Source organism: Serratia quinivorans, assembly GCF_946227985.1.
GTDB classification, from domain to species: domain Bacteria; phylum Pseudomonadota; class Gammaproteobacteria; order Enterobacterales; family Enterobacteriaceae; genus Serratia; species Serratia quinivorans_A.
In genome coordinates, this window is sequence record NZ_CAMKGL010000001.1 from 914748 (window position 1) to 939504 (window position 24757).

At 54.1% G+C, this 24757-nt stretch carries 20 protein-coding genes; 10 read left to right on the forward strand and 10 right to left on the reverse strand.

Annotation, left to right across the window (positions count from 1 at the left end):
* Nucleotides 1–78: 78 nt before the first annotated feature.
* The 3 genes from rnm (at nucleotide 79) to OCH02_RS04350 (ending at nucleotide 2109) form a co-directional block, all read left to right on the forward strand.
* Nucleotides 79–966, forward strand: a complete 888-nt coding sequence (gene rnm, locus OCH02_RS04340; protein WP_261430039.1) for an RNase RNM — start codon at nucleotides 79–81, stop codon at nucleotides 964–966.
* Nucleotides 967–1014: 48 nt separating this feature from the next.
* Nucleotides 1015–1635 (forward strand): L-threonylcarbamoyladenylate synthase, encoded by a 621-nt coding sequence (locus OCH02_RS04345; RefSeq protein ID WP_012145392.1) that lies wholly within the window; start codon nucleotides 1015–1017, stop codon nucleotides 1633–1635.
* 114 nt (nucleotides 1636–1749) lie between these two features.
* Nucleotides 1750–2109: a Rap1a/Tai family immunity protein gene (locus OCH02_RS04350; protein ID WP_261430040.1), complete on the forward strand. Its 360-nt coding sequence runs from the start codon at nucleotides 1750–1752 to the stop codon at nucleotides 2107–2109.
* Nucleotides 2110–2122: 13 nt separating this feature from the next.
* Here OCH02_RS04350 and OCH02_RS04355 read toward each other — a convergent pair whose 3' ends face one another.
* The 4 genes from OCH02_RS04355 to mdlC all read right to left on the reverse strand — a co-directional run bounded on the left by OCH02_RS04355 (nucleotide 2123) and on the right by mdlC (nucleotide 7538).
* The gene (locus OCH02_RS04355; protein WP_261430042.1) at nucleotides 2123–3049 is read right to left on the reverse strand and encodes a ketopantoate reductase family protein; all 927 of its coding nucleotides are present in this window, start codon (nucleotides 3047–3049) and stop codon (nucleotides 2123–2125) included.
* Nucleotides 3050–3054: 5 nt separating this feature from the next.
* Complete coding sequence (locus OCH02_RS04360; protein WP_261430043.1) at nucleotides 3055–4536, reverse strand: aldehyde dehydrogenase family protein; 1482 nt, start codon at nucleotides 4534–4536, stop codon at nucleotides 3055–3057.
* A 15-nt stretch (nucleotides 4537–4551) separates the two neighbouring features.
* A complete protein-coding gene (locus OCH02_RS04365; protein ID WP_261430044.1) occupies nucleotides 4552–5847 on the reverse strand; it encodes an MFS transporter in 1296 nt (431 codons plus the stop codon).
* Nucleotides 5848–5948: 101 nt separating this feature from the next.
* Nucleotides 5949–7538: a benzoylformate decarboxylase gene (gene mdlC / locus OCH02_RS04370; RefSeq protein WP_261430045.1), complete on the reverse strand. Its 1590-nt coding sequence runs from the start codon at nucleotides 7536–7538 to the stop codon at nucleotides 5949–5951.
* Nucleotides 7539–7654: 116 nt separating this feature from the next.
* On the opposite strand from mdlC, the gene OCH02_RS04375 reads away from it, so the two are divergent.
* Nucleotides 7655–8566: a LysR family transcriptional regulator gene (locus OCH02_RS04375; protein WP_261430046.1), complete on the forward strand. Its 912-nt coding sequence runs from the start codon at nucleotides 7655–7657 to the stop codon at nucleotides 8564–8566.
* Nucleotides 8567–8812: 246 nt separating this feature from the next.
* Nucleotides 8813–9724: a 23S rRNA pseudouridine(2605) synthase RluB gene (gene rluB / locus OCH02_RS04380; RefSeq protein WP_261430047.1), complete on the forward strand. Its 912-nt coding sequence runs from the start codon at nucleotides 8813–8815 to the stop codon at nucleotides 9722–9724.
* Between the two features lie 43 nt (nucleotides 9725–9767).
* Here the strand turns inward: rluB and cobO are convergent, their stop codons facing one another.
* Together cobO and OCH02_RS04390 are read right to left on the reverse strand one after the other, a co-directional pair.
* Nucleotides 9768–10358 (reverse strand): cob(I)yrinic acid a,c-diamide adenosyltransferase, encoded by a 591-nt coding sequence (cobO, locus tag OCH02_RS04385; RefSeq protein ID WP_261430048.1) that lies wholly within the window; start codon nucleotides 10356–10358, stop codon nucleotides 9768–9770.
* Nucleotides 10359–10371: 13 nt separating this feature from the next.
* A complete protein-coding gene (locus tag OCH02_RS04390; protein ID WP_261430050.1) occupies nucleotides 10372–11133 on the reverse strand; it encodes a YciK family oxidoreductase in 762 nt (253 codons plus the stop codon).
* 359 nt (nucleotides 11134–11492) lie between these two features.
* On the opposite strand from OCH02_RS04390, the gene sohB reads away from it, so the two are divergent.
* Nucleotides 11493–12539: a protease SohB gene (gene sohB / locus OCH02_RS04395; protein WP_012145386.1), complete on the forward strand. Its 1047-nt coding sequence runs from the start codon at nucleotides 11493–11495 to the stop codon at nucleotides 12537–12539.
* Between the two features lie 46 nt (nucleotides 12540–12585).
* Here sohB and OCH02_RS04400 read toward each other — a convergent pair whose 3' ends face one another.
* Nucleotides 12586–12837, reverse strand: coding sequence for a YciN family protein (locus OCH02_RS04400; RefSeq protein ID WP_261430052.1), 252 nt, complete (start codon nucleotides 12835–12837; stop codon nucleotides 12586–12588).
* Nucleotides 12838–13263: 426 nt separating this feature from the next.
* Here OCH02_RS04400 and topA point away from each other — a divergent pair, with 426 nt between their 5' ends.
* Nucleotides 13264–15861: a type I DNA topoisomerase gene (gene topA, locus OCH02_RS04405; RefSeq protein WP_012145384.1), complete on the forward strand. Its 2598-nt coding sequence runs from the start codon at nucleotides 13264–13266 to the stop codon at nucleotides 15859–15861.
* A gap of 359 nt (nucleotides 15862–16220) precedes the next feature.
* Complete coding sequence (gene cysB, locus OCH02_RS04410; protein WP_012145383.1) at nucleotides 16221–17195, forward strand: HTH-type transcriptional regulator CysB; 975 nt, start codon at nucleotides 16221–16223, stop codon at nucleotides 17193–17195.
* Between the two features lie 128 nt (nucleotides 17196–17323).
* Here cysB and OCH02_RS04415 read toward each other — a convergent pair whose 3' ends face one another.
* Nucleotides 17324–17929, reverse strand: coding sequence for a hypothetical protein (locus OCH02_RS04415; RefSeq protein WP_261430053.1), 606 nt, complete (start codon nucleotides 17927–17929; stop codon nucleotides 17324–17326).
* 154 nt (nucleotides 17930–18083) lie between these two features.
* The gene (locus OCH02_RS04420; RefSeq protein WP_261430055.1) at nucleotides 18084–19835 is read right to left on the reverse strand and encodes a hypothetical protein; all 1752 of its coding nucleotides are present in this window, start codon (nucleotides 19833–19835) and stop codon (nucleotides 18084–18086) included.
* A gap of 274 nt (nucleotides 19836–20109) precedes the next feature.
* Here OCH02_RS04420 and acnA point away from each other — a divergent pair, with 274 nt between their 5' ends.
* Entirely contained in the window at nucleotides 20110–22782 is a 2673-nt protein-coding gene (gene acnA / locus OCH02_RS04425) for an aconitate hydratase AcnA (protein ID WP_261430056.1), read from the forward strand.
* Nucleotides 22783–22828: 46 nt separating this feature from the next.
* Here acnA and ribA read toward each other — a convergent pair whose 3' ends face one another.
* Complete coding sequence (ribA, locus tag OCH02_RS04430) at nucleotides 22829–23422, reverse strand: GTP cyclohydrolase II (RefSeq protein ID WP_012145380.1); 594 nt, start codon at nucleotides 23420–23422, stop codon at nucleotides 22829–22831.
* Nucleotides 23423–23699: 277 nt separating this feature from the next.
* On the opposite strand from ribA, the gene pgpB reads away from it, so the two are divergent.
* Nucleotides 23700–24473 (forward strand): phosphatidylglycerophosphatase B, encoded by a 774-nt coding sequence (gene pgpB, locus OCH02_RS04435; RefSeq protein WP_261430057.1) that lies wholly within the window; start codon nucleotides 23700–23702, stop codon nucleotides 24471–24473.
* Nucleotides 24474–24757: the final 284 nt, after the last annotated feature.

Sequence of the window (24757 nt, forward strand, 5' to 3'; positions counted from 1 at the left end):
GGGCGGCCCAGAATAGATTTCCGTCCGGCGGGCGATAGCGGGTATGATAGAAACCCAAGCCATTGCCGGATATTCCTTTTGACAGACAGCAGCCCCCAGCCCTCCGCCTTTACTCTCTACGACTTACACAGCCACACCACTGCCTCTGATGGCTACTTGACGCCGACGCAGTTGGTGCAGCGAGCGGTTGAAATGCGCGTGGGCGTACTGGCGATTACCGATCATGACACCACCTCCGGCCTGGCCGCTGCGGCCGCCAGCATTGCTGAATTGTCGCTGCCGTTGCAGCTGGTTAACGGGGTCGAGATCTCCACGCTGTGGGAAAATCACGAGATTCATATCGTGGGCCTGGGGATAGAGACCGAGCACCCGGCGATGGTGCAACTGTTGGCCGAACAGACCGAACGCCGTAACCGGCGCGCTCAGGAAATAGGCGTACGGCTGGCTAAAGCGCGTATCGACGGCGCCTTTGAAGGTGCGCAAAAGCTGGCGGACGGTGGTGCGGTGACCCGTGGCCACTTTGCCCGTTATCTGGTGCAGATCGGCATGGCCGATAATATGGCTCAGGTGTTCAAGAAATACCTGGCCAAAGGCAAAACCGGTTACGTTCCGCCACAGTGGTGTACAATAGAACAAGCCATTGATGTGATTCATCAATCCGGCGGCCAGGCGGTGATAGCTCACCCGGGTCGTTACGACCTGACGGCCAAATGGCTGAAGCGGTTGCTGGCGCACTTTGCGGAACATGGCGGTGATGCCATGGAAGTTGCGCAGTGTCAGCAGGCGCCGCATGAGCGCTCGCAACTGGCAAAGTATGCGCAGGAATATCAATTACTGGCATCGCAGGGGTCTGATTTCCATCAGCCCTGCTCGTGGATCGAACTGGGTCGCAAACTGTGGTTACCCGGCGGTGTTGAACCCGTGTGGCGTGACTGGCCGCAGCCACAACTGGCCAAGGTCGATTGATTTAACGTGGGCGACGCCGCCCACGTGCATCATTTTTAGGAGCAAGTCATGAGTCAGCTTTTTTATATTCATCCAGACAATCCACAACCGCGGCTGATCAATCAGGCGGTGGATGTACTGCGTAAGGGCGGGGTGATCGTTTATCCCACCGATTCCGGTTACGCGCTGGGTTGCAAGCTGGAAGAGAAGTCGGCAATGGAACGTATCTGCCGCATCCGTCAATTGGACGGCAATCATAACTTTACGTTGATGTGTCGCGACCTGTCCGAGCTGTCGACTTACGCTTATGTCGACAATACCGCGTTCCGACTGATCAAGAACAACACCCCCGGCAACTACACTTTCATTCTGAAAGCGACCAAGGAAGTGCCGCGTCGTTTGATGAACGACAAACGCAAAACCATAGGTTTGCGCGTGCCGTCGAACCCGATTGCGTTGGCGTTATTGGAAGTATTAAACGAGCCGATGATGTCGACCACGTTAATGCTGCCGGGCAATGATTTTGCCGAATCCGATCCGGAAGAGATCAGCGACCATCTGGGTAAGCAGGTGGATCTGGTGATCCACGGCGGTTTCCTGGGCCAGCAGCCAACCACGGTCATCGATCTGACCGAATCCGCGCCGGAAGTCGTGCGCGAGGGCGCAGGCGACCCCGCGCCTTTCCGCTGATTCAATGCCAGAATTTTTGCTCATTTTCTGAAAAGTGGCTGAGACAGCGTTATTTAGGGTTAAAGCCGCTATTCTACAGTATCAAAAATTGATAATCAGGCAGGATGCACAGCGATGATTAAGCGGGTTTCTCTTTTAGCGGCCATATTATTTTCCTCTGCGGCCAGTGCAGGTTTTTATTCTGGCAGCGCCTTGCTGTCTGAGACCAGCGGCTATGTGAAAAATAAAGACGGGGCAGCCACCGTTGCCGAAGCGCTCGATGGCGGCTTGTTTATGGGCTATGTGGCAGGGGTGTTCGATACCTTTTCGATGCAAGGCAACCGCAATATTTGCCCGGATGCCGGTATGAGCGTGGGGATGGCATCAGATGCGGTCATGCAGTATTTAAATGAACACCCGGAACAACTGCACTATTCAGCACCTTCGGTGATTATGCTGGCGTTAACCGCCGCTTACCCTTGCGAACGGCATTAACGCCGTTACCGATTTAGTCGGGTACTGTCGCGCGCCGCTCAACCAGTCGCACTAAGGAATAAAGGCAGTTTGTCACTGGGGTTGCCGTTGCGCTACGTGCGGCATATGCAACCACCGCACCGGCTATAAGATCGTTTTCGGTTCGGCTCCCACTTTCCAAATCCTGCAGCATGGACGGTTTATGATCGCCGTGAGAAGCACATGCCTGTGCAATCGCGGCATTGATCCGCGCCTTGTTCAGATGCAACCCGTGCGCTTGCGCCACGGCGGTTACTTCGTCCACGACCTCACCAACCAGCGCCACGGCCCGGTTATCGGCCGTCAAGGCTCCGACGGGCAGGCCCGTTACGGCACAGATTGAATTCAACGCCACGTTAAAGGCGAGTTTCTCCCAAATGGCCTCTTGGACATGCGGATCCGCGATACAGCTTAGCCCGGCGTTATCGAACATCGTTGCTATTTCGGCGACAGCCGATGAAGCCTGGCCCTGATGGCACCAGATCCGTACATGGCCATGGCCTGCGCTATGCACCAACCCAGGCGCGCGCAAATCAGCAGGGAAATTCGTTACGCCCACAATGATGCGATCCGGCTGTACGACTCCGGCGATGGCCTCGATATTCCCTAAACCATTTTGCACCGACATCACCCAGGTCAGAGGCGAGAGCAAATGCCGAACGCCGGCGATGGCCGCTGCGGTATGGAATCCCTTGGTAAATATCAACAGCAGGTCAAAGGGATCGGTATAGGCGCTGGCCTGGTCGATAATTGGCCATAGCCTGATGTTTTCCGTTGGCGTGACGAGCCTTAACCCCTGGCTCCGAATAGCCTGGAGGGTAGTTTCCGAGACGTCGATGAACGAAACATCTTGGCCAGCCTGCAGCAGACGGGCCCCGAAAAAACCGCCCATGGCGCCTGCACCCACAATGCCTATGCGCATGTTGCTCACCCACCGAGGTAGACGCGAGGCGTCAATTGAACGCTGATCCAATGATCGCGCGTGAAGGTGTCGATGGCCCACTCGCCGTTGAAACGCCCGAGCCCGGAGTTTTTCTCGCCGCCAAACGGGGCATGGGCTTCATCGTTAACGGGAATATCGTTCACGTGCGTCATGCCGGTGTTGATCTTCCGCGCAAAACGAACCCCCCGCTCGAGGTCACCGGTGAACACCGAGCTGGACAGACCAAATTCACTGTCATTAGCCAGCGCCAGGGAATGCTCTGCGTCACGCGCGCGCAGAATGCCAACCAGTGGGCCGAAGATCTCTTCACGTGCGATAGCCATGTCCGCCGTGACATCCGTGAAAACGTGAGGGGGCAGCAGTAGGCCGTGGGGCTGGCCCTCTACCAGGGCTGTTGCCCCCTGTTTTTTGGCGAGAGATATTTTTTCCAGCAGCGCCTCAAGCTGCTTTTGATTGATGATCGGGCCAATAACGGTGTCCACCGCGTTGGGATCGCCTATTTTTAACCGCTTTACCTGTTCCACATAACGTGCGACGAAGCGGTCATAGAGGGCCTCTTCGACGATAATGCGGTTGATCGCCATGCAGATTTGCCCCTGATGCAAAAATTTGCCCATTATGGCGGCAGCGACCGCTTGTTCAAGATCGGCATCGGCCAACACCACGAACGGGCTGTTCCCCCCCAGTTCCAGGGCAATATGCTTGAGATGCTTTCCGCCATAGGCTGTGCGACCAATATTCATGCCAACCGAAGTTGAACCGGTAAATGAGATAAATTTAGGGATCGGATGGTCAACAAAAGCATCGCCAATTTGCTTTCCGGCGCCTACCAGCACGCTTATCACGCCAGCGGGCAGGCCCGCTTCTTCGAAAATCCGCGCCACCAACAGGCCGCCGGTGACCGGCGTGTCGCTGGCGGGTTTGATCACCACGGCATTACCCAGGGCCAGCGCCGGTGCGACGGAACGTAGCGTCAGGTGAAAAGGGAAGTTCCACGGGCTAATCACGCCGATAACCCCCAACGGCTCACGGTAGACGCGATTCTCCTTCCCCGGGATATTCGAAGGCAGAATGCGCCCATGAACTCGGGTTGGGAAGGAAGCCGATTCTAGCGTAATGCTGCGGGCGGCCGCCCATTCGATCCGGGCCTTGATCCTGGTACTGCCAGATTCCCTAATCAGCCATTCGACGATCTCATCCTGGCGTTCGTCGAATATTTGCACTGCCCGTAGCAGCACGGCAGTGCGTTGGGCTGGCCCGGTGCTTGCCCACTGAACCTGAGCTTGGCTGGCGCCCTGATAGGACTGATCCAGATCCTGTTGGTCAGCCTGAACAATTTCCAGCAGCACTTCAGCATTGTAGGGATTGGCGACCTGCATTGATTGGCCGGAACTGCCGTTACGCCACTCGCCGGCAATCGGCATCAGGTGCAAATTGGCATAGGGCGCAGCTTGGGTTGAGTTCATTCTACTATCTCCTAATTATTCAGGTTCTCTGCGCTTAACCATTGCCACCGCGAATATGGCGATCAGCGCAGGCAGGGAGCAGAAAATGAAATTGAGTTGGAAAGATAAATTCAGGCTCAGCATCAGGCCGCCTAAAGCCGGGCCGGCCACGCCACCAAAGCGGCCGATCGCCGAGCACCAGCCGACGGCGGTGGACCGGATTTCACTTGGATAATATTGGGCGGCAAAGGCGTGGATTACCGCCAGGGTGCCAATGGTGGTTGCACCGGCTATCAACAGCATGGCGTTGAGCAGCACTGGCCCCGGTTTAGTGCCCAGGGCGCTAAGCGAGAGCGCCGCCAGCACAAAGAACAACACCAGCGTGGATTTACTGCCAAAGCGGTCGGCCAGCCAGCCGCCGCCCAGGGCACCCAGAGTGGCGCCAACGTTCAGGGTGACTAAAAACATCAGGCTCGATCCCAAGGGATAACCGCCGTTGACCATGATTTTAGGCAGCCAGGTGTTCAGCCCATAAACCAGCAGCATACACATGCCGAAACCCAGCCAGATAAACAGGGTGCCTGCGCCGCGACCGTCTTTGAACAACAGTGCGAATGCGGGAGATGACTCGGCGGTAGATTGCTTTTCAAAGAGGATGTTTGCGGTATCTTCCTGTGGGGCGATGCGTTTTAACAGCCGTACCGCTGCACCGTTGTCCCGGCCAACCAGGAAGGGCAAGGATTCGGGCAAATAACGGTACATCGAGGGCAGAAAAAGCAGCAGCAGCCCGCCAATCAGAAACAGCGTGTGCCAACCCAGGGCGGGAATGACCACTATCGCCATCAGCGCCGAGAGCATTGCACCGATGGAGTAACAACTTAGCATGATAGTGATTAGCCGGTTACGGCGCGCGCGTGGGGCAAGCTCGCTCATTAGCGAGACGATGTTGGGTACCGCGCCCCCCAGCCCGACCCCGGTCATGAAGCGTAAAAAGGTGAAGCTCAGTGGCTCGCCGGCGAAGGCATTGGCAAAGACACTCAGGCTGGTCAGCGTCATGGCACCCAGGATGACTTTGCGACGGCCAACCCGATCGGCAAGCGGCGCAATGGCCACGGCGCCAAACATCATGCCGAATAACGCTGCGCTGCCCATCCAGCCAGCCTGGATGTGCGTCAGCGACCATTGCTCCATCAACAGGGGGATCACCGAGCCGTAAACGACTAAATCGTACCCATCAAACAGCATGATAAGTGAGCACCAAAACAACAGTCCGTAATGAAAACGTCCGATCGGAACGGCAACCGAGATCTCTACTGCGTGCAGCTTTGTCATGGCAATGCCTCTTATTGTTATTTAATTTTCTTTCTTCCTTGACGTCGTCGCCCCATTGGCGGAGGTGGGTATGCCTGAGTGGTTTAACTGTTCGCCGGAATTCAAACGGGTTCGATGGTGGTTGTCGGTACTTCGATGAGCACTGGTTCGTTTGAATCCAGCGCGGCAATGAAAGCGGCTTCGAAGGCTGAGCGGCTATCGGCATGGATGGCGTTCACGCCATAACCCCTGGCGATGGCGCAGAAATCAATCCCGCCAATATCCAGCCCCGGCACCTCACCGGTGCCCAATACCCCGGTAAACCACCGCAGCGCGCCGTAGGTGCCATTTTTGAGAATGATGAATATCACGGGAATGCGGTAGCGGGCCGCGGTCCACAGCGCGGTGATGCCGTAATTGGCCGAACCGTCACCGATCAACGCAATGACCCTGCGGGAAGGTTGGGCGAGCTGTACGCCGATGGCAGCAGGGAGGCCGAATCCAAGTCCGCCCGCCGCTGGAAAATAGTAGCTACCGGGGTGACGCAGAGTGATCCGGTGCCAAAAGGCCTGGGTGGTGGAGGTGGACTCCTTCACATAGATGGCATCTGCCGGAGCCAGGGCGTCGATGGTATCAAACAGTGATTCAGGCTGCAGTTGATGCGGTTGGTCGGTGGAGACGTCGGCTGGCGGCAATCGAACTGGATAAACATGATGACGCTGGCTGACGCCAGAGGCTAACAGCTTGAGGATCTCTGCCAGATTTCCCACCAGTGCATTCCCCATAGGGGCCCGGGCTGCCTCTTGGGGATCGGAAGTGATATGCAGCAAGCTGGCACCGGCCGGCAGATATTCGCCCGGTACGAACTGATGGTAACGGAATACCGGAGCGCCGACGACCAGGATGAGATCGTGCCCTGACAATGTCTGGCTCACCCCTGCGATGGCCGCAGGCAATACCCCTTGAAAACAAGGATGATTGGTGGGGAAAGGGCTGCGGGAAGGCGATGGGGCGAGCCATACCGGCAAACGCAGCCGTTCGGCTAATGCCACCGCAGAGGCGTTTGCCCCTGTGGCGTCTACATCCGGCCCCAATACCAGCACCGGGTTAATCGCCTCGTTGAGCTGCCTGATTAGCGCCGCCAGCTGATCGACGCTTGGCGTACCGGCGGTTTGCACCTGGCGCGCGAACAGGTGCCGAACCTCCTGGCCGGCCGGCTTATCCCAATCGTCATAGGGGATCGACAGATAAACCGGGGCCTTCGGTTCGCTATTGGCGAGGTGAATTGCCTGGCTGAACGCCCGTGGGACATCCGCTGCGGTTGCTGGCTCGTAGCTCCATTTGACCAGGGGTTTGGGAAGCTGGGCCGCGTCGACGTTGGTCAGCATGGGTTCAATGCCAATCATCTGGCGCACCTGCTGGCCCGCAGTTATGACCAACGGGCTGTGCGAATAGCAGGAGTTGGTCAGTGCACCCATGCTATTGCCGGTACCGGCAGCCGCATGCAGGTTAACCAAACCCACTTTACCGCTGGCCTGTGCATAGCCATCTGCCATGCCGACCACGGCGCCTTCATGCAAGCCCAGGATGTATTGAAAATCTTCCGGGAAGCCGGTTAAAAAGGGTAATTCATTAGAGCCGGGGTTGCCGAACAGCGTGGTGATACCATGTTGGCGTAGCAGGGCGTAAGTAGCTGAGCGGATGGATTCCATCGTAATATTTCCGTCGCATGGAAGAATAACCCCACTGTAAAAATTATTGCAAAATCGATCAAATCACTATTTTATGGGCTTCACATAGATACAATCTATTTTCTGAGGTGTGTGAGATGACCCATTTTGATTTAAACCTCATCACCACCTTTGTCACCCTCTACGAAACGCAAAGCGTGACCCTCACTGCCGAAAGGCTTTTCGTCACTCAGCCCTCTGTTAGCTACGCGTTGGGCAAGCTCAGAGTGCAGTTTGATGATGCATTATTTGTGCGTAACAGCCGTGGCATGCAGCCGACCAGGCTGGCGGTGCAGCTGTATTCTGGCTTCAAAGAGGCCTCCCGCTGTATCGATCTGACGGTTTCGGAGGCGCGAAAATTCGATGCCAAACATTCATCGCGGCATTTTCGGCTCGCGCTGTCGGATTTGGGGGAAATGGCGCTGTTGCCTCGCCTACTGGAAAGGCTAAATGAATCAGCACCAGGTATAGCGTTGGAGATAGTTCCGCTGGAGATTGACCAGGCAGGGATTTGGCTGACCGACGGCCATATCGATGCGGCCATCTGCAGCCGTGCGCTTGATCTTACCGGCATTGGCCAAAATACCCTGATTAACGAGCATTACGTGTGCCTGCTGGACGCCGCGCACCCGCGAATAGGCTCGTCGATGAGCATGGATCAATTTCTAGCTGAATCACACGTAGTGGTGACGAGAACCTCAGGCCATGGCATGGCAGAAGACGTGCTGCAAAAGTTGGTGGTCAAGCGCAGAATTCGTCTGCGATTACCGCATTTTTCGGTGTTGCCTAAAATTATTCCCGGCTCTGAGCTGCTGGTGATCCTCCCTTCGCAAATTGCAAAACATTTTTGTGAGATGCGCCTGCAACGGCCGCTGAAAATGCTGGCGCTGCCCTTCGAGGTTCCGGCCTTCGACGTCACGCTGCACTGGCATGCGCGCAGCCTGAAATCAACTGCGATAAGCTGGTTCCTTGAGCAGACGCAGCAGGCATTAGGCGGGGTTCAGCCATAGGGCGCGGTGGATTAATCCTGAGGTAAAGTTTAATTGCGGCCGTTGCAGTGGAGAGGGCAGATTTATTAGAATCTATCGGCGTAAAATTCGTGTAATATATGTGACCCCTGAGCGTTTACTGCGGTGTTTTTGGCCGTAGTTGGTCGCAAAAGTTTTACAATCCGGCGAGTTACTGTGTTTTTAGCGTAACTGGTTGATAAAGCTATTATATCCGACGCCTGTGAAGGCGACACTAGAGGTTGCTCAATGAGCGAGAAGTTACAGAAAGTTTTAGCGCGCGCTGGCCATGGCTCGCGTCGTGAAATCGAAACCATTATTGAAGCCGGCCGCGTTAGCGTCGACGGTAAAGTCGCCAAACTGGGTGATCGTGTTGAAGTGACCGCTTCAATGAAAATCCGTTTGGATGGCCACGTTGTTTCGATTAAAGAATCCGAGGAAGAAGTTTGCCGTGTGCTGGCGTATTACAAGCCGGAAGGTGAACTCTGCACCCGTAGCGATCCTGAAGGCCGCCCGACGGTGTTTGATCGCCTGCCTAAGCTGCGTGGCTCACGCTGGGTGGCGGTAGGGCGTCTGGATGTCAATACCTCCGGCTTGCTGCTGTTCACCACCGACGGTGAGCTGGCGAACCGCCTGATGCACCCAAGCCGTGAAGTCGAACGTGAATATGCGGTGCGCGTATTTGGTCAGATTGATGACGAAAAAATCAAGCAACTGAGCAAGGGCGTTCAGTTGGAAGACGGTCCGGCCGCTTTCCGCACTATCAGCTTCCAGGGTGGCGAAGGTATCAATCAGTGGTACAACGTAACCCTGACCGAAGGGCGAAACCGCGAGGTTCGTCGTCTTTGGGAAGCGGTTGGCGTTCAGGTTAGTCGCCTGATCCGCGTACGCTACGGCGATATCGATCTGCCGAAAGGCCTGCCGCGTGGTGGCTGGACTGAACTGGATTTGCCGGCGATTAACTATCTGCGTGAACTGGTTGAGTTGAAGCCGGAAACCGTTAGCAAGATGCCGATTGAGCGCGAACGTCGCCGCGTGAAAGCCAATCAGATCCGCCGCGCCGTCAAGCGCCATACTCAGGTTGCCGGCAGCGGTCGCCGCAGCACTGCAGGCAGCAAGCCTGGCAACAAGCCAGGCAACAAACCCAGCAAGCGCAGTTAATCATCACGCCGCAGCTTCTTCGGGCTGCGGCGTTTTCTTTCTGTTACCAGTCAATTCCCTGTTGTGCCTTGATACCTGCGTCAAACGCATGTTTCACCGGCCGCATTTCCGTGACCGTGTCCGCCATTTCCAACAGATCCCGATGGCATCCCCGTCCGGTGATAATCACCGTTTGGTGCGCGGGACGTTGTTGTAACGCCTCCAGCAGTTCCTCCAACGCAAGATAGCCGTAGCTGACCATATAGGTCAGTTCGTCCAGCAGCACCAGATCCAGGCTGCTGTCGGCCAGCATACGCTTGCCGTGTTGCCATACGGCCTGGCAAGCAGCGGTATCGCTGGCTTTATCCTGGGTTTCCCAGGTAAAACCGGTAGCCATCACCTGAAATTCAACGCCATGTTGCTGTAACAGGTTTTTTTCCCCGTTCGGCCATTCACCCTTAATGAACTGAATAACGGCGGCTTTCATGCCATGGCCGACTGCGCGGGTAACGGTGCCAAATGCTGCGGTGGTTTTCCCTTTGCCGTTACCGGTAAATACCAGCAGCAAACCCCGGGCGTCCTGGGCGGCAGCGATACGGGCATCGACCTGTTCTTTCAGGCGTTGCTGACGTTGTTGGTGGCGATCTTCAGCCATGGTAAAGCCCCTTTTATTCGGCGGCGCCGGGTTTACGGTTTGGCTGGGCGTCGAAGCTCATGCCGGTTTTACGGCGGCTGTCATCACCCATCAGATAGAGGTAAAGCGGCATAATATCAGCCGGGGTTTTCAGTTTATTCTTGTCTTCGTGCGGGAAGGCGGTTGCGCGCATTTGAGTGCGTGTTCCACCAGGATTGATGCAATTTACCCGAAGATTGCGACTTTTATATTCATCGGCCAACACCTGCATCATGCCTTCAGTGGCGAATTTTGACACCGCATAGGCACCCCAGTTAGCCCGCCCGCTACGGCCGACGCTGGAGCTGGTAAATACCAGCGAGCCTGCATTGGATTTCAATAGCAGTGGCAACAGTGCCTGGGTGAGCATAAAAGTCGCGTTGACGTTTACCTGCATTACCTCGTTCCACATCTCCATCGACAGCTCGGCCATTGGGGCGATATCGCCCAGTAGCCCGGCATTATGCAGCACACCGTCGAGACGCGGGACATGGGTAGCCAATTCATCGGCCACCTGTTGGCATTGTTCCTGAGTGGTATGCAGCAGATCCAGCGTGATGATGTAGGTTGGCGCACTGCTGAGTCTGGCGATTTCGGCTTGCACCGCCTGCAGTTTACTTTCGGTTCGGCCTAACAGCACCAGTTGCGCGCCGAATTTGGCGTAAGTGAGTGCCGCTTCGCGACCGATGCCATCACCGGCGCCGGTGACCAAAATAATACGTTTTTCCAGCAAATCTTGTTTAGGTTGGTAATGCACAATAATTCCTCGCGCCTTGGTGGCTGGTCTCCCGCTTGCATCGGGGAGAGGAGTGGGTTGAGAGGCCATGACAGGAGCTAAGGCTCGACCGCATGCAGGCCCGACAGCGAATTGGGCTCATCATGTTGATGAATAATCCGTGTTATATGCCTTAAATGGATCGTATTTTCAATGATTAGGCAGCAGAATCGGCATTCTTTTGTAACAAAAATGGAACAGCAGTGGCTTGGTTAAGCCCCTGTGCGCCCACATAGTAAAGAGGTATCACAAGGAATTTTTATTTAGCCGCGACAGCCACCGCGTCGGTTGGCTAGAATGAATGAGATCATACTAACAACCTGTTAATAAAGGCGGAATCTGTGGAGTTTATATCTGTTTATGGCCTGTTTTTGGCCAAAGTCGCGACGGTAGTCATTGCCATCGCCGCGCTGGCGTTGCTGGCGGTCAGCCTGGGGCAACGTAAGAACCGCCAGAAAGGGGAACTGCAGCTGACTGACCTCGGTGAACAATATCGCGACATGCAACGTGATATGCGCCTGGCGCGCATGGGGGATGCGGAACAAAAGGCCTGGAACAAGCAGTTTAAAAAACAGACCAAGGCAGACGATAAACTGAAGAAACAGCGTGCTAAAGCCGGTGCGGTTGAAGCTACCAAACCTTGCCTGTACGTGCTGGATTTTAAAGGCAGCATGGATGCCCATGAGGTGACCTCACTGCGTGAAGAAATCTCGGCGGTACTGGCGGTGGCGACGCCGCAAGACGAAGTGTTGCTGCGGTTGGAAAGTCCGGGTGGGGTGGTACACGGTTACGGCCTGGCATCATCGCAACTGGCACGCTTGCGCACCGGCGGTATTCGCCTGACGGTAGCGGTAGACAAGGTGGCGGCCAGCGGGGGCTATATGATGGCCTGCGTGGCGGATCGCATTGTTGCGGCTCCCTTTGCCATCATCGGCTCAATCGGTGTCGTGGCGCAAATCCCCAACTTCCACCGCCTGCTGAAAAAGAATGATATTGATGTAGAGCTACACACCGCCGGCGAGTTCAAACGCACGTTGACGCTGTTTGGTGAAAATACCGAGCAGGGACGTGAGAAATTCCGTGAAGATCTGAACGACACGCATGAGCTGTTTAAACAGTTTGTGCATCAGCAACGTCCATCGCTGGATATCGACAGCGTGGCGACCGGTGAACATTGGTTCGGTACTCAGGCGAAAGAGAAAGGGCTGATTGACGCTATTGGCACCAGTGACGACTTACTGATCGCTGAAATGGAGAATCACGAGGTGGTCGGGGTGCGCTATGCGCGTCGTAAACGCATGATGGACCGTTTTACCGGCAGTGCGGCAGAAAGTGTCGATCGTCTGCTGTTACGCTGGTGGCAGCGTGGTGAAAAGCCACTGCTTTAAACCGGACGATTAAACATCAAGGGGGCCAAGGCCCCCTTTTTAATGCTTAGTCGACTAAATGATATTTCTCAGAAAACACGTGGGCCAAGTGTTTAAACATATTAAATACTGCGGTAGTTTTTATTGTTGGCAATCCATCCGGATCCAAAAAGAATTCGCCGCGGAAAACTAAAACGCTGCCTTTTTGTTCAACATCGGTGGCAACCATACCTTGCAGATAATCATCATGCTGGCGAATTAGATTATTTGCTTCTTCCAGCAGGGCTTCACGGGCAATAGGTGAGGTTTCAGTGCGCATTTATTACACTCCAATGAAAAAATCTGCACATATTCTAACGCCAGTTCGCATTTATCCGCAAACAGACTAAGGTTTATTTGCCGTCTGGATGGCCAGCACTAACTGCCGATTGGCGAAATCTGCCTTTCCGTGCTAATTAGGTTGCGTGACGCTTTTTATCAGGTACAGTGTGGGATTTTGCGGCGTCGGGTGGAAGGTTTTGTTTACGCCATAAATGAGTTTCACACAGCCATACTTCTGGGGCATGGGTGAATAGCGGCCAGGATCAACAACTTGTGTTCAGGTTGAGCAGTTAAGCAGCCAATAGAAAAAAACATGTTGATCTCTTGCCAGAGTGCCGCAATATAAAAAAGAGATACGAATCGCTGCGGCAAGGCGAGATAAAAGACTTCTTTTTAGAAGAAATAAAATTAGGTAAAGGTAAATATGGGTAAAGCTCTCGTAATAGTTGAGTCCCCGGCAAAAGCCAAAACTATTAATAAATATTTAGGTAATGACTACGTGGTGAAGTCCAGCGTCGGTCATATCCGTGATTTGCCGACAAGTGGCTCAGCCAGCAAAAAGAGCGCTGACTCAACCGAAGACAAAGCCAAGAAGAAAGTTAAAAAAGATCCAACGACGGCGCTGGTAAATCGTATGGGCGTCGATCCTTACCATGGCTGGAAAGCGCATTACGAAATCCTGCCGGGTAAAGAAAAAGTGGTTGCCGAGTTAAAGTCGTTAGCGGAAAACGCCGACCACATTTATCTCGCAACCGACCTTGACCGCGAAGGGGAAGCCATTGCCTGGCACCTGCGGGAAGTTATCGGTGGTGACGACAAACGCTTTAGCCGCGTGGTGTTTAACGAAATTACCAAGAACGCGATCCAAAATGCGTTCAAACAGCCCGGCGAGTTGAACATCGACCGTGTCAACGCACAGCAGGCGCGTCGTTTTATGGACCGCGTCGTGGGTTACATGGTTTCGCCACTGCTGTGGAAAAAAATTGCCCGTGGCTTGTCCGCTGGGCGAGTGCAATCCGTTGCGGTTCGACTGGTGGTGGAGCGTGAGCGCGACATTAAAGCCTTCGTGCCGGAAGAATACTGGGAGTTGCACGCCGATCTGCTGGCGAAGGGTGATACCGCGCTGCAGATGGAAGTAACTCATGCCCACGACAAACCCTTCAAACCGGTTAACCGTGAGCAGACGCACGCCGCACTCAACGTGCTGGAAAAAGCCCGTTATACGGTACTGGATCGCGAAGACAAGCCGACCAGCAGCAAGCCGGGTGCACCTTATATTACTTCTACGTTGCAGCAGGCGGCCAGCACACGTCTGAGCTTTGGCGTAAAGAAAACCATGATGATGGCTCAGCGCCTGTATGAAGCCGGTCACATCACCTATATGCGTACCGACTCCACCAACCTGAGCCAGGATGCGCTCGAGATGGTGCGTGGTTACATCGGTGACAACTTCGGCGACAAGTACCTGCCGAAAGCGCCGAACCAGTACAGCAGCAAAGAAAACTCGCAGGAAGCACACGAAGCCATCCGTCCGTCGGATGTCAACGTGCTGGCCGAGCAGTTGAAAGATATGGAAGCGGATGCGCAAAAACTGTATCAGCTGATTTGGCGCCAGTTTGTGGCCTGTCAGATGACACCGGCGCAGTACGATTCCACCACGCTGTCGGTGAAAGCCGCTGATTACCAGCTGCGCGCAAAAGGCCGTACGCTGCGTTTCGATGGCTGGACCAAAGTGATGCCTGCTCTGCGTAAGGGTGATGAAGACCGCACCTTGCCGTATGTTGAAGTAGGTAGCGATCTGGAACTGCAGAAGCTGATCCCAAGCCAGCACTTTACCAAGCCGCCAGCGCGTTATAGCGAAGCGTCATTGGTAAAAGAGTTGGAAAAACGGGGTATCGGGCGTCCTTCAACCTACGCTTCGATCATTTCCACCATTCAGGATCGTGGTTATGTACGCGTCGAAAGCCGCCGCTTCTACGCTGAGAAAATGGGTGAGATAGTTACCGATCGTCTGGAAGAAAACTTCCGCGAGCTGATGAACTATGACTTCACCGCACGCATGGAAAACGGTCTGGACCAGGTAGCCAACAACCAGGCCGAGTGGAAAGCGGTGCTGGATGAGTTCTTTGCCGAGTTCAGCGAACAGCTGGAAACGGCGGAGAAAGAGCCGGAAGAAGGCGGAATGCGCCCGAATCAGATGGTGATGACCAGTATCGATTGCCCAACCTGCGGTCGCAAGATGGGTATCCGTACTGCCAGCACCGGCGTTTTCCTGGGTTGCTCCGGCTATGCATTGCCGCCGAAGGAACGTTGTAAAACCACCATTAACCTGGTGCCGGAAACGGAAGTGCTCAACATTCTCGAAGGGGATGACGCGGAAACCAACGCGTTGCGTGCCCGCCGTCGCTGCCAGAAATGCGGCACGGCAATGGACAGCTATCTGATCGATAATCAGCGCAAGCTGCACGTATGCGGTAATAACCCAGCGTGTGACGGCTATGAGATCGAAGAGGGTGAGTTCCGCCTGAAAGGGTACGACGGCCCTGTGGTTGAGTGCGATAAGTGTGGTTCTGAAATGCACCTGAAAATGGGGCGCTTCGGTAAGTACATGGGTTGCACCAATGAGAGTTGCAAAAATACCCGTAAGATCCTGCGCAATGGTGATGTTGCACCACCGAAGGAAGATCCGGTTCCATTGCCGGAACTGCCATGCGAAAAGTCGGACGCTTACTTTGTTCTGCGTGACGGCGCTGCCGGTGTGTTCCTGGCGGCCAATACCTTCCCTAAATCGCGCGAAACCCGTGCGCCGCTGGTGGAAGAGTTGGCTCGCTTTAAGGACCGTCTGCCTGAGAAACTGCGTTATCTGGCGGATGCGCCAGTGGCAGATGCGGAAGGCAACAAAACGCTGGTGCGTTTCAGCCGCAAGACCAAGCAGCAGTACGTCTCTGCAGAGAAAGACGGCAAAGCCACTGGCTGGTCCGCTTTCTACATTGATGGCAAATGGGTTGAAGGCAAAAAGTAAATTTGCAGCCTGAATGCAAGATTAAAAACCAGCCCATGTGGCTGGTTTTTTATTGGTCAAAGAGGGCTAACGGATCTATCCTTGACTGTTTTTTCCCTCCTGGGGCCAGGGTTTCGCCTTGATAGCAATGCAAAATAATCGTTACCACAGTGTGACGTGGATCTATACTTGAAGCTGTAGCGTGATATAGTGGTTATATAAAAAGTTTTTTTATGATTAAAGCTTATTAACAACGGCGGTTTCTTCAGCGTCTGGGTGAAACACGGTGTTTATGGCTTGTTACTTTTCAGCATACCGGGGCGACACCGATATACCTGGCTGCGGCTCAACGCAGTGTTTAACCTAGGATGGTATAAGATATGAAATTGCAGCAGCTTCGTTACATCGTGGAAGTGGTTAACCACAACCTGAATGTCTCCTCGACGGCAGAAGGGCTTTACACTTCACAACCCGGTATCAGCAAGCAGGTGCGGATGCTGGAAGATGAACTGGGCATCCAGATTTTTGCCCGTAGCGGTAAGCACCTGACTCAGGTGACTCCGGCAGGCCTGGAAATTATCCGGATCGCCCGTGAAGTCCTGTCCAAAGTAGATGCCATCAAAGCCGTCGCCGGCGAGCATACCTACCCGGACAAAGGCTCACTCTATGTAGCCACTACCCACACCCAGGCACGTTACGCGCTGCCTAACGTTATTAAAGGTTTCATTGAGCGTTATCCGCGTGTTTCGCTGCATATGCATCAGGGGTCGCCGACGCAAATCGCCGAAGCCGTATCCAAAGGCACCGCAGACTTTGCCATCGCCACTGAAGCGTTGCACCTCTACGACGATTTGATCATGCTGCCGTGCTACCACTGGAATCGCGCGGTGGTAGTAAAGCCCGATCACCCATTAGCCGGTAAAAGCCACATCACCATCGAAGAGTTGGCGGCTTACCCGATTGTTACCTATACCTTCGGTTTCACGGGGCGTTCCGAGTTGGATACCGCGTTTAACCGCGCCGGACTGACGCCACGCATTGTGTTCACTGCGACCGACGCCGACGTGATTAAAACTTACGTGCGCCTGGGTCTTGGCGTAGGGGTGATTGCCAGCATGGCTGTGGATCCGGTTCAGGATCCCGACCTGGTGACGGTGGATGCACGTGATATCTTCACTTACAGCACCACTAAAATCGGTTTCCGCCGCAGCACCTTCCTACGCAGTTATATGTACGATTTCATCCAGCGCTTCGCTCCGCATCTGACGCGCGACGTGGTCGATAGCGCCGTTGCGCTGCGTTCCAACGAAGAGATTGAAGCAATGTTTAAAGACATCAAGCTGCCGGAAAAGTAAGCCGTCAGGTTAATGGCTGATAACAGGAGGGGAACCTACCCCTCCCTGTTTTATCTTTTTCAGGTTTGTTCACTTCTGATATCCCCCTTGAACGCCCTCAGAACAATGCCAGTACAGGCTTCTATTCGTTAGCCTCCACTCGTTGCCAGTTTCTGCTGCACGGCAAGCAGAGTGCGGCGTCTTATCCAACCGCTGGCCGGGCGAATGGCTCCCCAATAGCAGGCGAAACGCGCTTTTACCTGGGGCGTAGGGCACCAGACAAAGGTTTCCGTACTGAGCATTGCCCATCCGGTACTGTCCTGCGTGACGTTAAAGCGCAACACCAGTTTAGCCGCATTGGGATCGTTGTAATGGTCAAACTCTTCCGCATTGGCCAGATTTGCCACCCCCATGGTCGGGCGCCAGAAACGACCGGCCAATCCAAGAGAAATCTCATTCGTGTTTTGATGCAGCAGGGTAAAAGTGTCGAAACCAAATGCAGCGGCCGGCGTAGTGTTTTTGGTGTTGGTGAACCATTGGCGCAGCTTCATGGGTAACTGACGCAGCATCAGTAACCGACTGATGATCGGGTCCTCGGCCATATCCAGCGCAAGCACCGCCTGAATAATGGCTTCAGGTGTGGCATTAATGGGAGCTGACTGATGTTTTTCATGAAAGCTGAAGGCGGGAATATAGGGCGGAGCGTCTTCCCAGCGCCGACACTCACGTTCACTGACGAATCCCAAAAATGTCACTGTTCTCTCCTGAGTTAAAAGATTATTCCGTCACCATCAACAAATATCTGCCGATAGTAGCTTAAATTGTCCAAACATCGGCACTATCGATATGTAGAACCATACTCCCCCGGACAAATAGGCCGCCCTACGGATAGTGAGGGCGGCCTGCATATCAAACTTCTTTACCCAGAGCGGCTAATTCCGCCACTTTCAATCCTGAGCCGTTAGCACCACTGAATGTACACATCCATCCTGGTGACTGGTTTGCTAACGCCTCTCGTTTTAGAATCACAGTACCCCTCTGAATGAGGCCGCTGACTTCGGCATAGCTGTTATCAACATAAATAATGGCCGGAGAAGTTTTGCCGATGCTGATGTTATTGCCAGTGGCCGCAATGGATTCTTGCCCGATCACCACGTTATGCACTGCGCTGCAGTTGGCGCCTGGTAGCGTCAGATCGCCAAAAATATGGCACCCTGCAATGCTGACTCGCTGCGCTGTCGCTCCTGCGACCAAGCTACCGGTAATCTGACTGTTGCTAATCTTAAGCCCGCCGGCAGACCCCAATGGCGCGCCAGCCGCAGCTGCGACCGTGACATCACCATTAATCCTGCTATTGGTGACCAAAGTTGAACCCGACATCACCACTGTTCTCAGGTAATTCAGTACGCTGTTGCTGATCTGATAATCCCCCTGAATATTACCTGATATATACAGGCCACTGCAGATGGTGTTATCGAGTTTGATACGGCCATTACCCATGGTGGTGGTATCGTAAGGGTAAATATCGCCTGAAAGGCGGTTACAGCCGTTGATCACCATTTGGGCGTATGGGCCATATGAAATCGCCCGCGTGAAATTGCTAATGCCGCATTCGGTTAACCAAACTTCGCCTCCTACCTTGATAAAGGTCCCTAATGGCCAATGGCCTTCAGCCAGACTACCGCCAGGACGCTCCGCATGGATGCGCGTAAAGTGCATTTGGATGCCACCACGAACTTCAACAAATGGTGTAACGTTGTTAAGCTCGAAAGAACCGTCAAAAAAGCGATTAAAATTACTTTGATCGCCAGGGCGGGTACTCATGATCAATAACGGTGGGTAAGCGGTCGCATCCGGATTAGCGACGTCCTCAAGATTGGTATAGCTGTAACCGTCCTTCATGCGGCCAGAGGCAAAAACGGAAACGCGGTTGAAGTTGTTATCGAAAGCATTGTCGAGGTACAGCGCCGATCCTCGAAAATTTTGTATAGCAACATCTTCCCACAGGGTGGCAGTGGTGCGGCAATAAACACCGTGGCAGTACGCTCGACCTTTTTCATCTTGTGCAGGGTCAACGATACTGGTACCAATCCCTTGAACCATCAGGCTACGTAGAGTGAGTTGCTGGAATCCGAAGGGTTCGCCCCAGCAATGAATCGCCCCATAGTCGCCGTAACCGGCGCTGCGAGGAATATTAAAATCAAGTACGGTACCTGAAGCGCCGTGCCCACCTTGTCCCTCCAAAAACCAGTCTTTTTTGTAATCCAGCACGATTGGTTTTTTAAAATTCAGTGTCCCACGCGGAAACACGATTTTGGCTACGTTCCCACTGAATGTCGAAGCATGGCTGAGCAATGCATCCATCGCATTGTCCCAGTTGTTATTCGTGGTCTTAAACCAGGCAAGTTGAAGCGTATTACCGTCTCTTACCAGGCACCAGTGTTTACCTGTATTGGTGACTACCACTAGCGTGCCGTCATCAGGCCTGTTGTCATCTGCTTTATGAACATAAAAAAGCACACGATCGGCAGTACCGCGCAACAGAATTACCTGCCCCTCTGATTCGGGTTCTGTTTCCCTCAATGCTTTCACGTTGGCAAGGGTGTTGATCTTGGTTTCGGCCATGTTTTTCTTCCCAGGTAGTGAGTTGTTGATATGCATGCGAGGGCATCCTGATGGTTGCTCCGATGCATGACTTTGCCTGTGAAGCGTAACTCCGGAGGAAAGGAGGGGCACTTTGTTCACGCCCTGTCAGGTTTCACTAAACATGCATACTTAACTTATTGAGCTATCACCAGTTCTTTCATTTGATTACTTCTGCCTATCGTTATGATCAAAACGTGTTGTTATCAAAACGTTACATCATCTTTGTGTTATCTTTAAGTAAGACCTCAGTGATTACCCTGTTTTATGCATAATAAGAAATGGAGGAGCTATGTCGTCCGATCTTCGTGAAACGAGTATGGATAAGCTGGTTGCACTCAATAGTGAGTATCGCTATTACAGTCTGCCACTGGCCGCGAGACAGCTGGGTGATATCGACCGGCTGCCAAAATCAATGAAAGTGCTGTTGGAAAACCTGTTACGCCATGTGGATGGCGACACCGTGCAGGTTGACGATCTGAAAGCTATCGTTGGCTGGTTACAGACCGGCCATGCTGACCGCGAGATTGCCTACCGCCCGGCCCGTGTACTGATGCAGGACTTTACCGGCGTGCCTGCGGTGGTGGACCTGGCTGCGATGCGTGAAGCGGTGCAGCGATTGGGCGGCAATGTTGACCAGGTCAACCCGCTGTCACCGGTCGATCTGGTGATTGACCACTCGGTCACCGTTGATGAGTTCGGCGATGACGAAGCGTTTGAAGAAAACGTGCGTATCGAAATGGAGCGCAACCACGAGCGCTATACTTTCCTGCGCTGGGGGCAGAAAGCCTTCAACCGCTTCCGCGTAGTGCCGCCGGGCACCGGGATCTGTCACCAGGTTAACCTGGAGTATCTTGGTCAAACCGTGTGGCACACCGACGAAAGCGGTCAGCGTATTGCCTATCCGGACACGCTGGTGGGCACCGATTCCCACACCACCATGATTAACGGCCTGGGCATTCTTGGTTGGGGCGTGGGCGGTATCGAAGCCGAAGCGGCGATGCTCGGTCAGCCGGTATCGATGCTGATCCCGGACGTGGTGGGCTTTAAACTCACCGGTAAGCTCAGTGAGGGCATTACCGCTACCGACCTGGTGTTGACCGTCACCCAGATGCTGCGTAAGCACGGAGTCGTGGGCAAATTTGTTGAGTTCTACGGTGACGGCCTGGCGGATCTACCGCTGGCTGACCGAGCGACCATTGCCAACATGTCACCGGAGTTTGGTGCGACCTGTGGCTTCTTCCCGGTGGACGAAGTGACGCTGGGGTATATGAAGCTGAGTGGCCGCAGCGATGAGCAAATCGCGCTGGTGGAAGCCTATGCCAAAGTACAGGGCATGTGGCGTAACCCTGGCGACGAACCGGTGTTTACCAGCACTCTGGCACTGGATATGTCGACGGTGGTCGCCAGCCTGGCCGGGCCGAAGCGCCCGCAGGACCGTGTGGCGTTGCCAGAGGTGCCCAAGGCTTTCAATGCCGCTACCGAGCTGGAGATCGGCAACCAGCAACGAAAATCCGAATTCAAGCCTTTCACCCTTAATGGGCAGCAGCACGACCTGCATAACGGCGCGGTGGTGATCGCCGCCATTACCTCCTGTACCAACACTTCCAACCCCAGCGTCATGATGGCGGCCGGTCTGCTGGCAAAAAATGCGGTGGAGAAAGGGTTGCGAACCAAACCCTGGGTGAAAACCTCGTTGGCACCGGGATCAAAAGTGGTGACCGACTATTTCGACAGCGCCAAGCTGACGTCCTACCTTGAAGAGCTCGGATTTAACCTGGTGGGTTACGGGTGCACCACCTGTATCGGTAACTCCGGGCCGTTACCTGAGCCTATTGAGCAGGCGATTAAAGAGGGCGATCTGACTGTAGGTGCGGTGTTGTCAGGTAACCGTAACTTCGAGGGCCGTATTCATCCGCTGGTGAAGACCAACTGGCTGGCCTCGCCACCGTTGGTGGTTGCCTATGCACTGGCCGGCAGTATGAAGATTGATCTGACCAACGAGCCGCTGGGTGAAGGTCGTGACGGCCAGCCGGTTTATCTGAAGGATATTTGGCCGAGCAGCCAGGACATTGCCCTGGCGGTCGAGGAAGTGCGTACCGAGATGTTCCATAAGGAATACGGTGCGGTATTTGACGGTGACGCCAACTGGCAGTCGATTCAGATTGCCGGTTCGGCCACCTATCCATGGCAGGCGGACTCCACCTATATTCGCCATCCGCCGTTCTTCAGCAGCATGAAAGTGCAGCCGGATCCGGTGCAGGACATCAAGGACGCCCGCATCCTGGCAATCCTGGCCGACTCGGTGACCACCGACCATATCTCACCGGCAGGGAACATCAAACGCGACAGCCCGGCAGGCCGCTATCTGAGCGATCACGGCGTTGCGGCGCTGGACTTCAACTCTTACGGTTCGCGCCGTGGTAACCATGAAGTCATGATGCGTGGCACCTTTGCCAACATCCGCATCCGTAATGAAATGGTGCCGGGGGTTGAAGGGGGCTATACCCGCCATATCCCGTCACAGAATCAGTTATCGATCTACGATGCTGCGATGCAGTATCAGCAGGAGCAGGTACCGCTGGCGGTGATCGCCGGTAAAGAATACGGTTCTGGTTCCAGCCGTGACTGGGCTGCGAAGGGGCCACGACTGTTGGGGGTTCGCGTGGTCATTGCCGAGTCCTTTGAGCGTATTCACCGTTCCAACCTGATTGGTATGGGCATTTTGCCGCTCGAGTTCCCGGCAGGTGTGACGCGCAAAACGCTGGGGCTGAGTGGTGATGAGCAGATCAGCGTCAGCGGGTTACAAACGCTCAAACCAGGGCAAGTGGTGCCGGTGCTGATCACTTATGCCGATGGGCGTAAGGAAGTGGTGAATACCCGTTGCCGTATCGATACCGGCAATGAGCTGACCTACTATGAAAACGACGGCATCCTGCACTACGTGATCAGGAAAATGCTGTAATAAAAAGGGCGCCTTTCATGGCGCCCTGATTTTTCCCGCGAGGAAATTACTCTTGGTCCAGCAAATGGCCCATTTTTGCGGCCTTGGTGGCCAGATAACGCTCGTTCTTCGGGTTACGACCGACGATCAGTGGCACACGCTCGGTAATGTTGATACCGGCTTCGGTCAGGATCTCGACCTTTTTCGGGTTGTTGGTCAGTAAACGCACCGCATCCACGCCCAACAGTTTGAACATGTCCGCACACAGGGTGAAATCACGCTCATCCGCAGCAAAACCCAACTGGTGGTTGGCTTCTACCGTATCAGCGCCCTTGTCCTGCAGGGCATAAGCGCGGATCTTGTTCAGCAAACCGATATTACGACCTTCCTGGCGATGGTAAAGCAGAATGCCGCGACCTTCTTCCGCAATATGCTCCAGTGCGGCTTCCAGCTGAAAACCGCAGTCGCAGCGCAGGCTGAATAAGGCATCACCGGTAAGACACTCAGAATGTACGCGTGAGAGTACCGGTGTTGCGCCAGAAATATCCCCGAACACCAGCGCCAGATGATCGTGCCCGGTCGCCAGTTCTTCGAATCCTACCATCAGGAAATCGCCCCAAGGTGTTGGCAATTTGGCCTCTGCCACCCGTTTAAGCTGCATGTTGCTCTCCACAAATACTTCCGATTCAATCATGGTTGCGCATCCTACTTCCGGGTCAGTTGGCTGACCAGTATTAAATACACAACGACGATCGGCATTTCATTAATTATCGGCTATTTTGCCATAACTTCTTGCCCTGAGGTGCTCAGCAAATCAGCATCTGACGCTTTCAGCCAACTATTATTGCGATAGCCCGTTTATCTGTTTAATTTTTCGAGTGTTATCAATATTGCAAGATTGTTACACTGCAAATTGGCTTATGCAAAGGACGATGGGAATGTTTGAGATTGCAAAACGTACGGCGGCAGGTGCAATAGTGCTGTTGCTGATGCCGTTGGCAGTATGGATTTCCGGCTGGCACTGGCAACCGGGTGGCGACGGCAGGTTGTTGAAAGGCCTGTACTGGCTGACTGAAACTGTCACTTCGCCCTGGGGGATCCTCACCAGTATTATTCTTGGCGCCTGGTTTCTGTGGTGCCTGCGTTTTCGTATCAGACCGGCCATTGGATTATTGCTACTGCTCAGCGCGTCGATTCTGATCGGACAGGGCGTCAAGTCCTTGATCAAGGATCGCGTACAGGAACCGCGGCCATTTGTGTTGTGGCTGGAGTCTACCCACCAGATTGATGAAAAGTACTTTTACTCACTCAAGCGTAAAGAGCGGGGCGCGTTGGTGAAAGAGCAACTGCAGAATCAAACATTGGTACCGGTGTGGCTGCGTGAGCACTGGCAGTTTGAGACCGGCTTTGCGTTCCCTTCGGGCCACACGATGTTTGCCGCCAGTTGGGCGCTACTGGGCGTAGGGCTGTTGTGGCCACGACGGCACTACAAGACCGTAGCGGTCCTGATGGTGTGGGCAATAGGTGTCATGGGCAGCCGTTTAATGCTGGGCATGCATTGGCCACAGGACCTGGCTGTGGCGACCTTGATCAGTTGGCTGTTGGTGACGATAGCTTGCTGGCTGGCTCAACGCTGGTTTGGCCCTTTAACGCCACCGCCGCAAGAGCAGCAGGAAATTGAGGAAAGAAGCTCGGCAGATAAAACCAGGTGACGCTGTCACTTAATGCGGTGCCGCTAGGGTACCGCATTAACCGCTTACATTTCCCGTCATTGCAATTATTATTAATGCCCCCACATCCTTATTAATCTATTATTTTGAGAAGCTTTCTCATTAATTTACTCGGGAGCGTCGTTTACTGTCGAATATGCCAGCAGATATGTGGTTTTATCGTGCCGCAGGGTTTCCCTGCCACGATGGGAAATGCTAACTTAAAGGTTAGGGAAGCCACATATAGGCATATACCCGTCATCTTTCAAGTCGCAGCGTTGTTATCT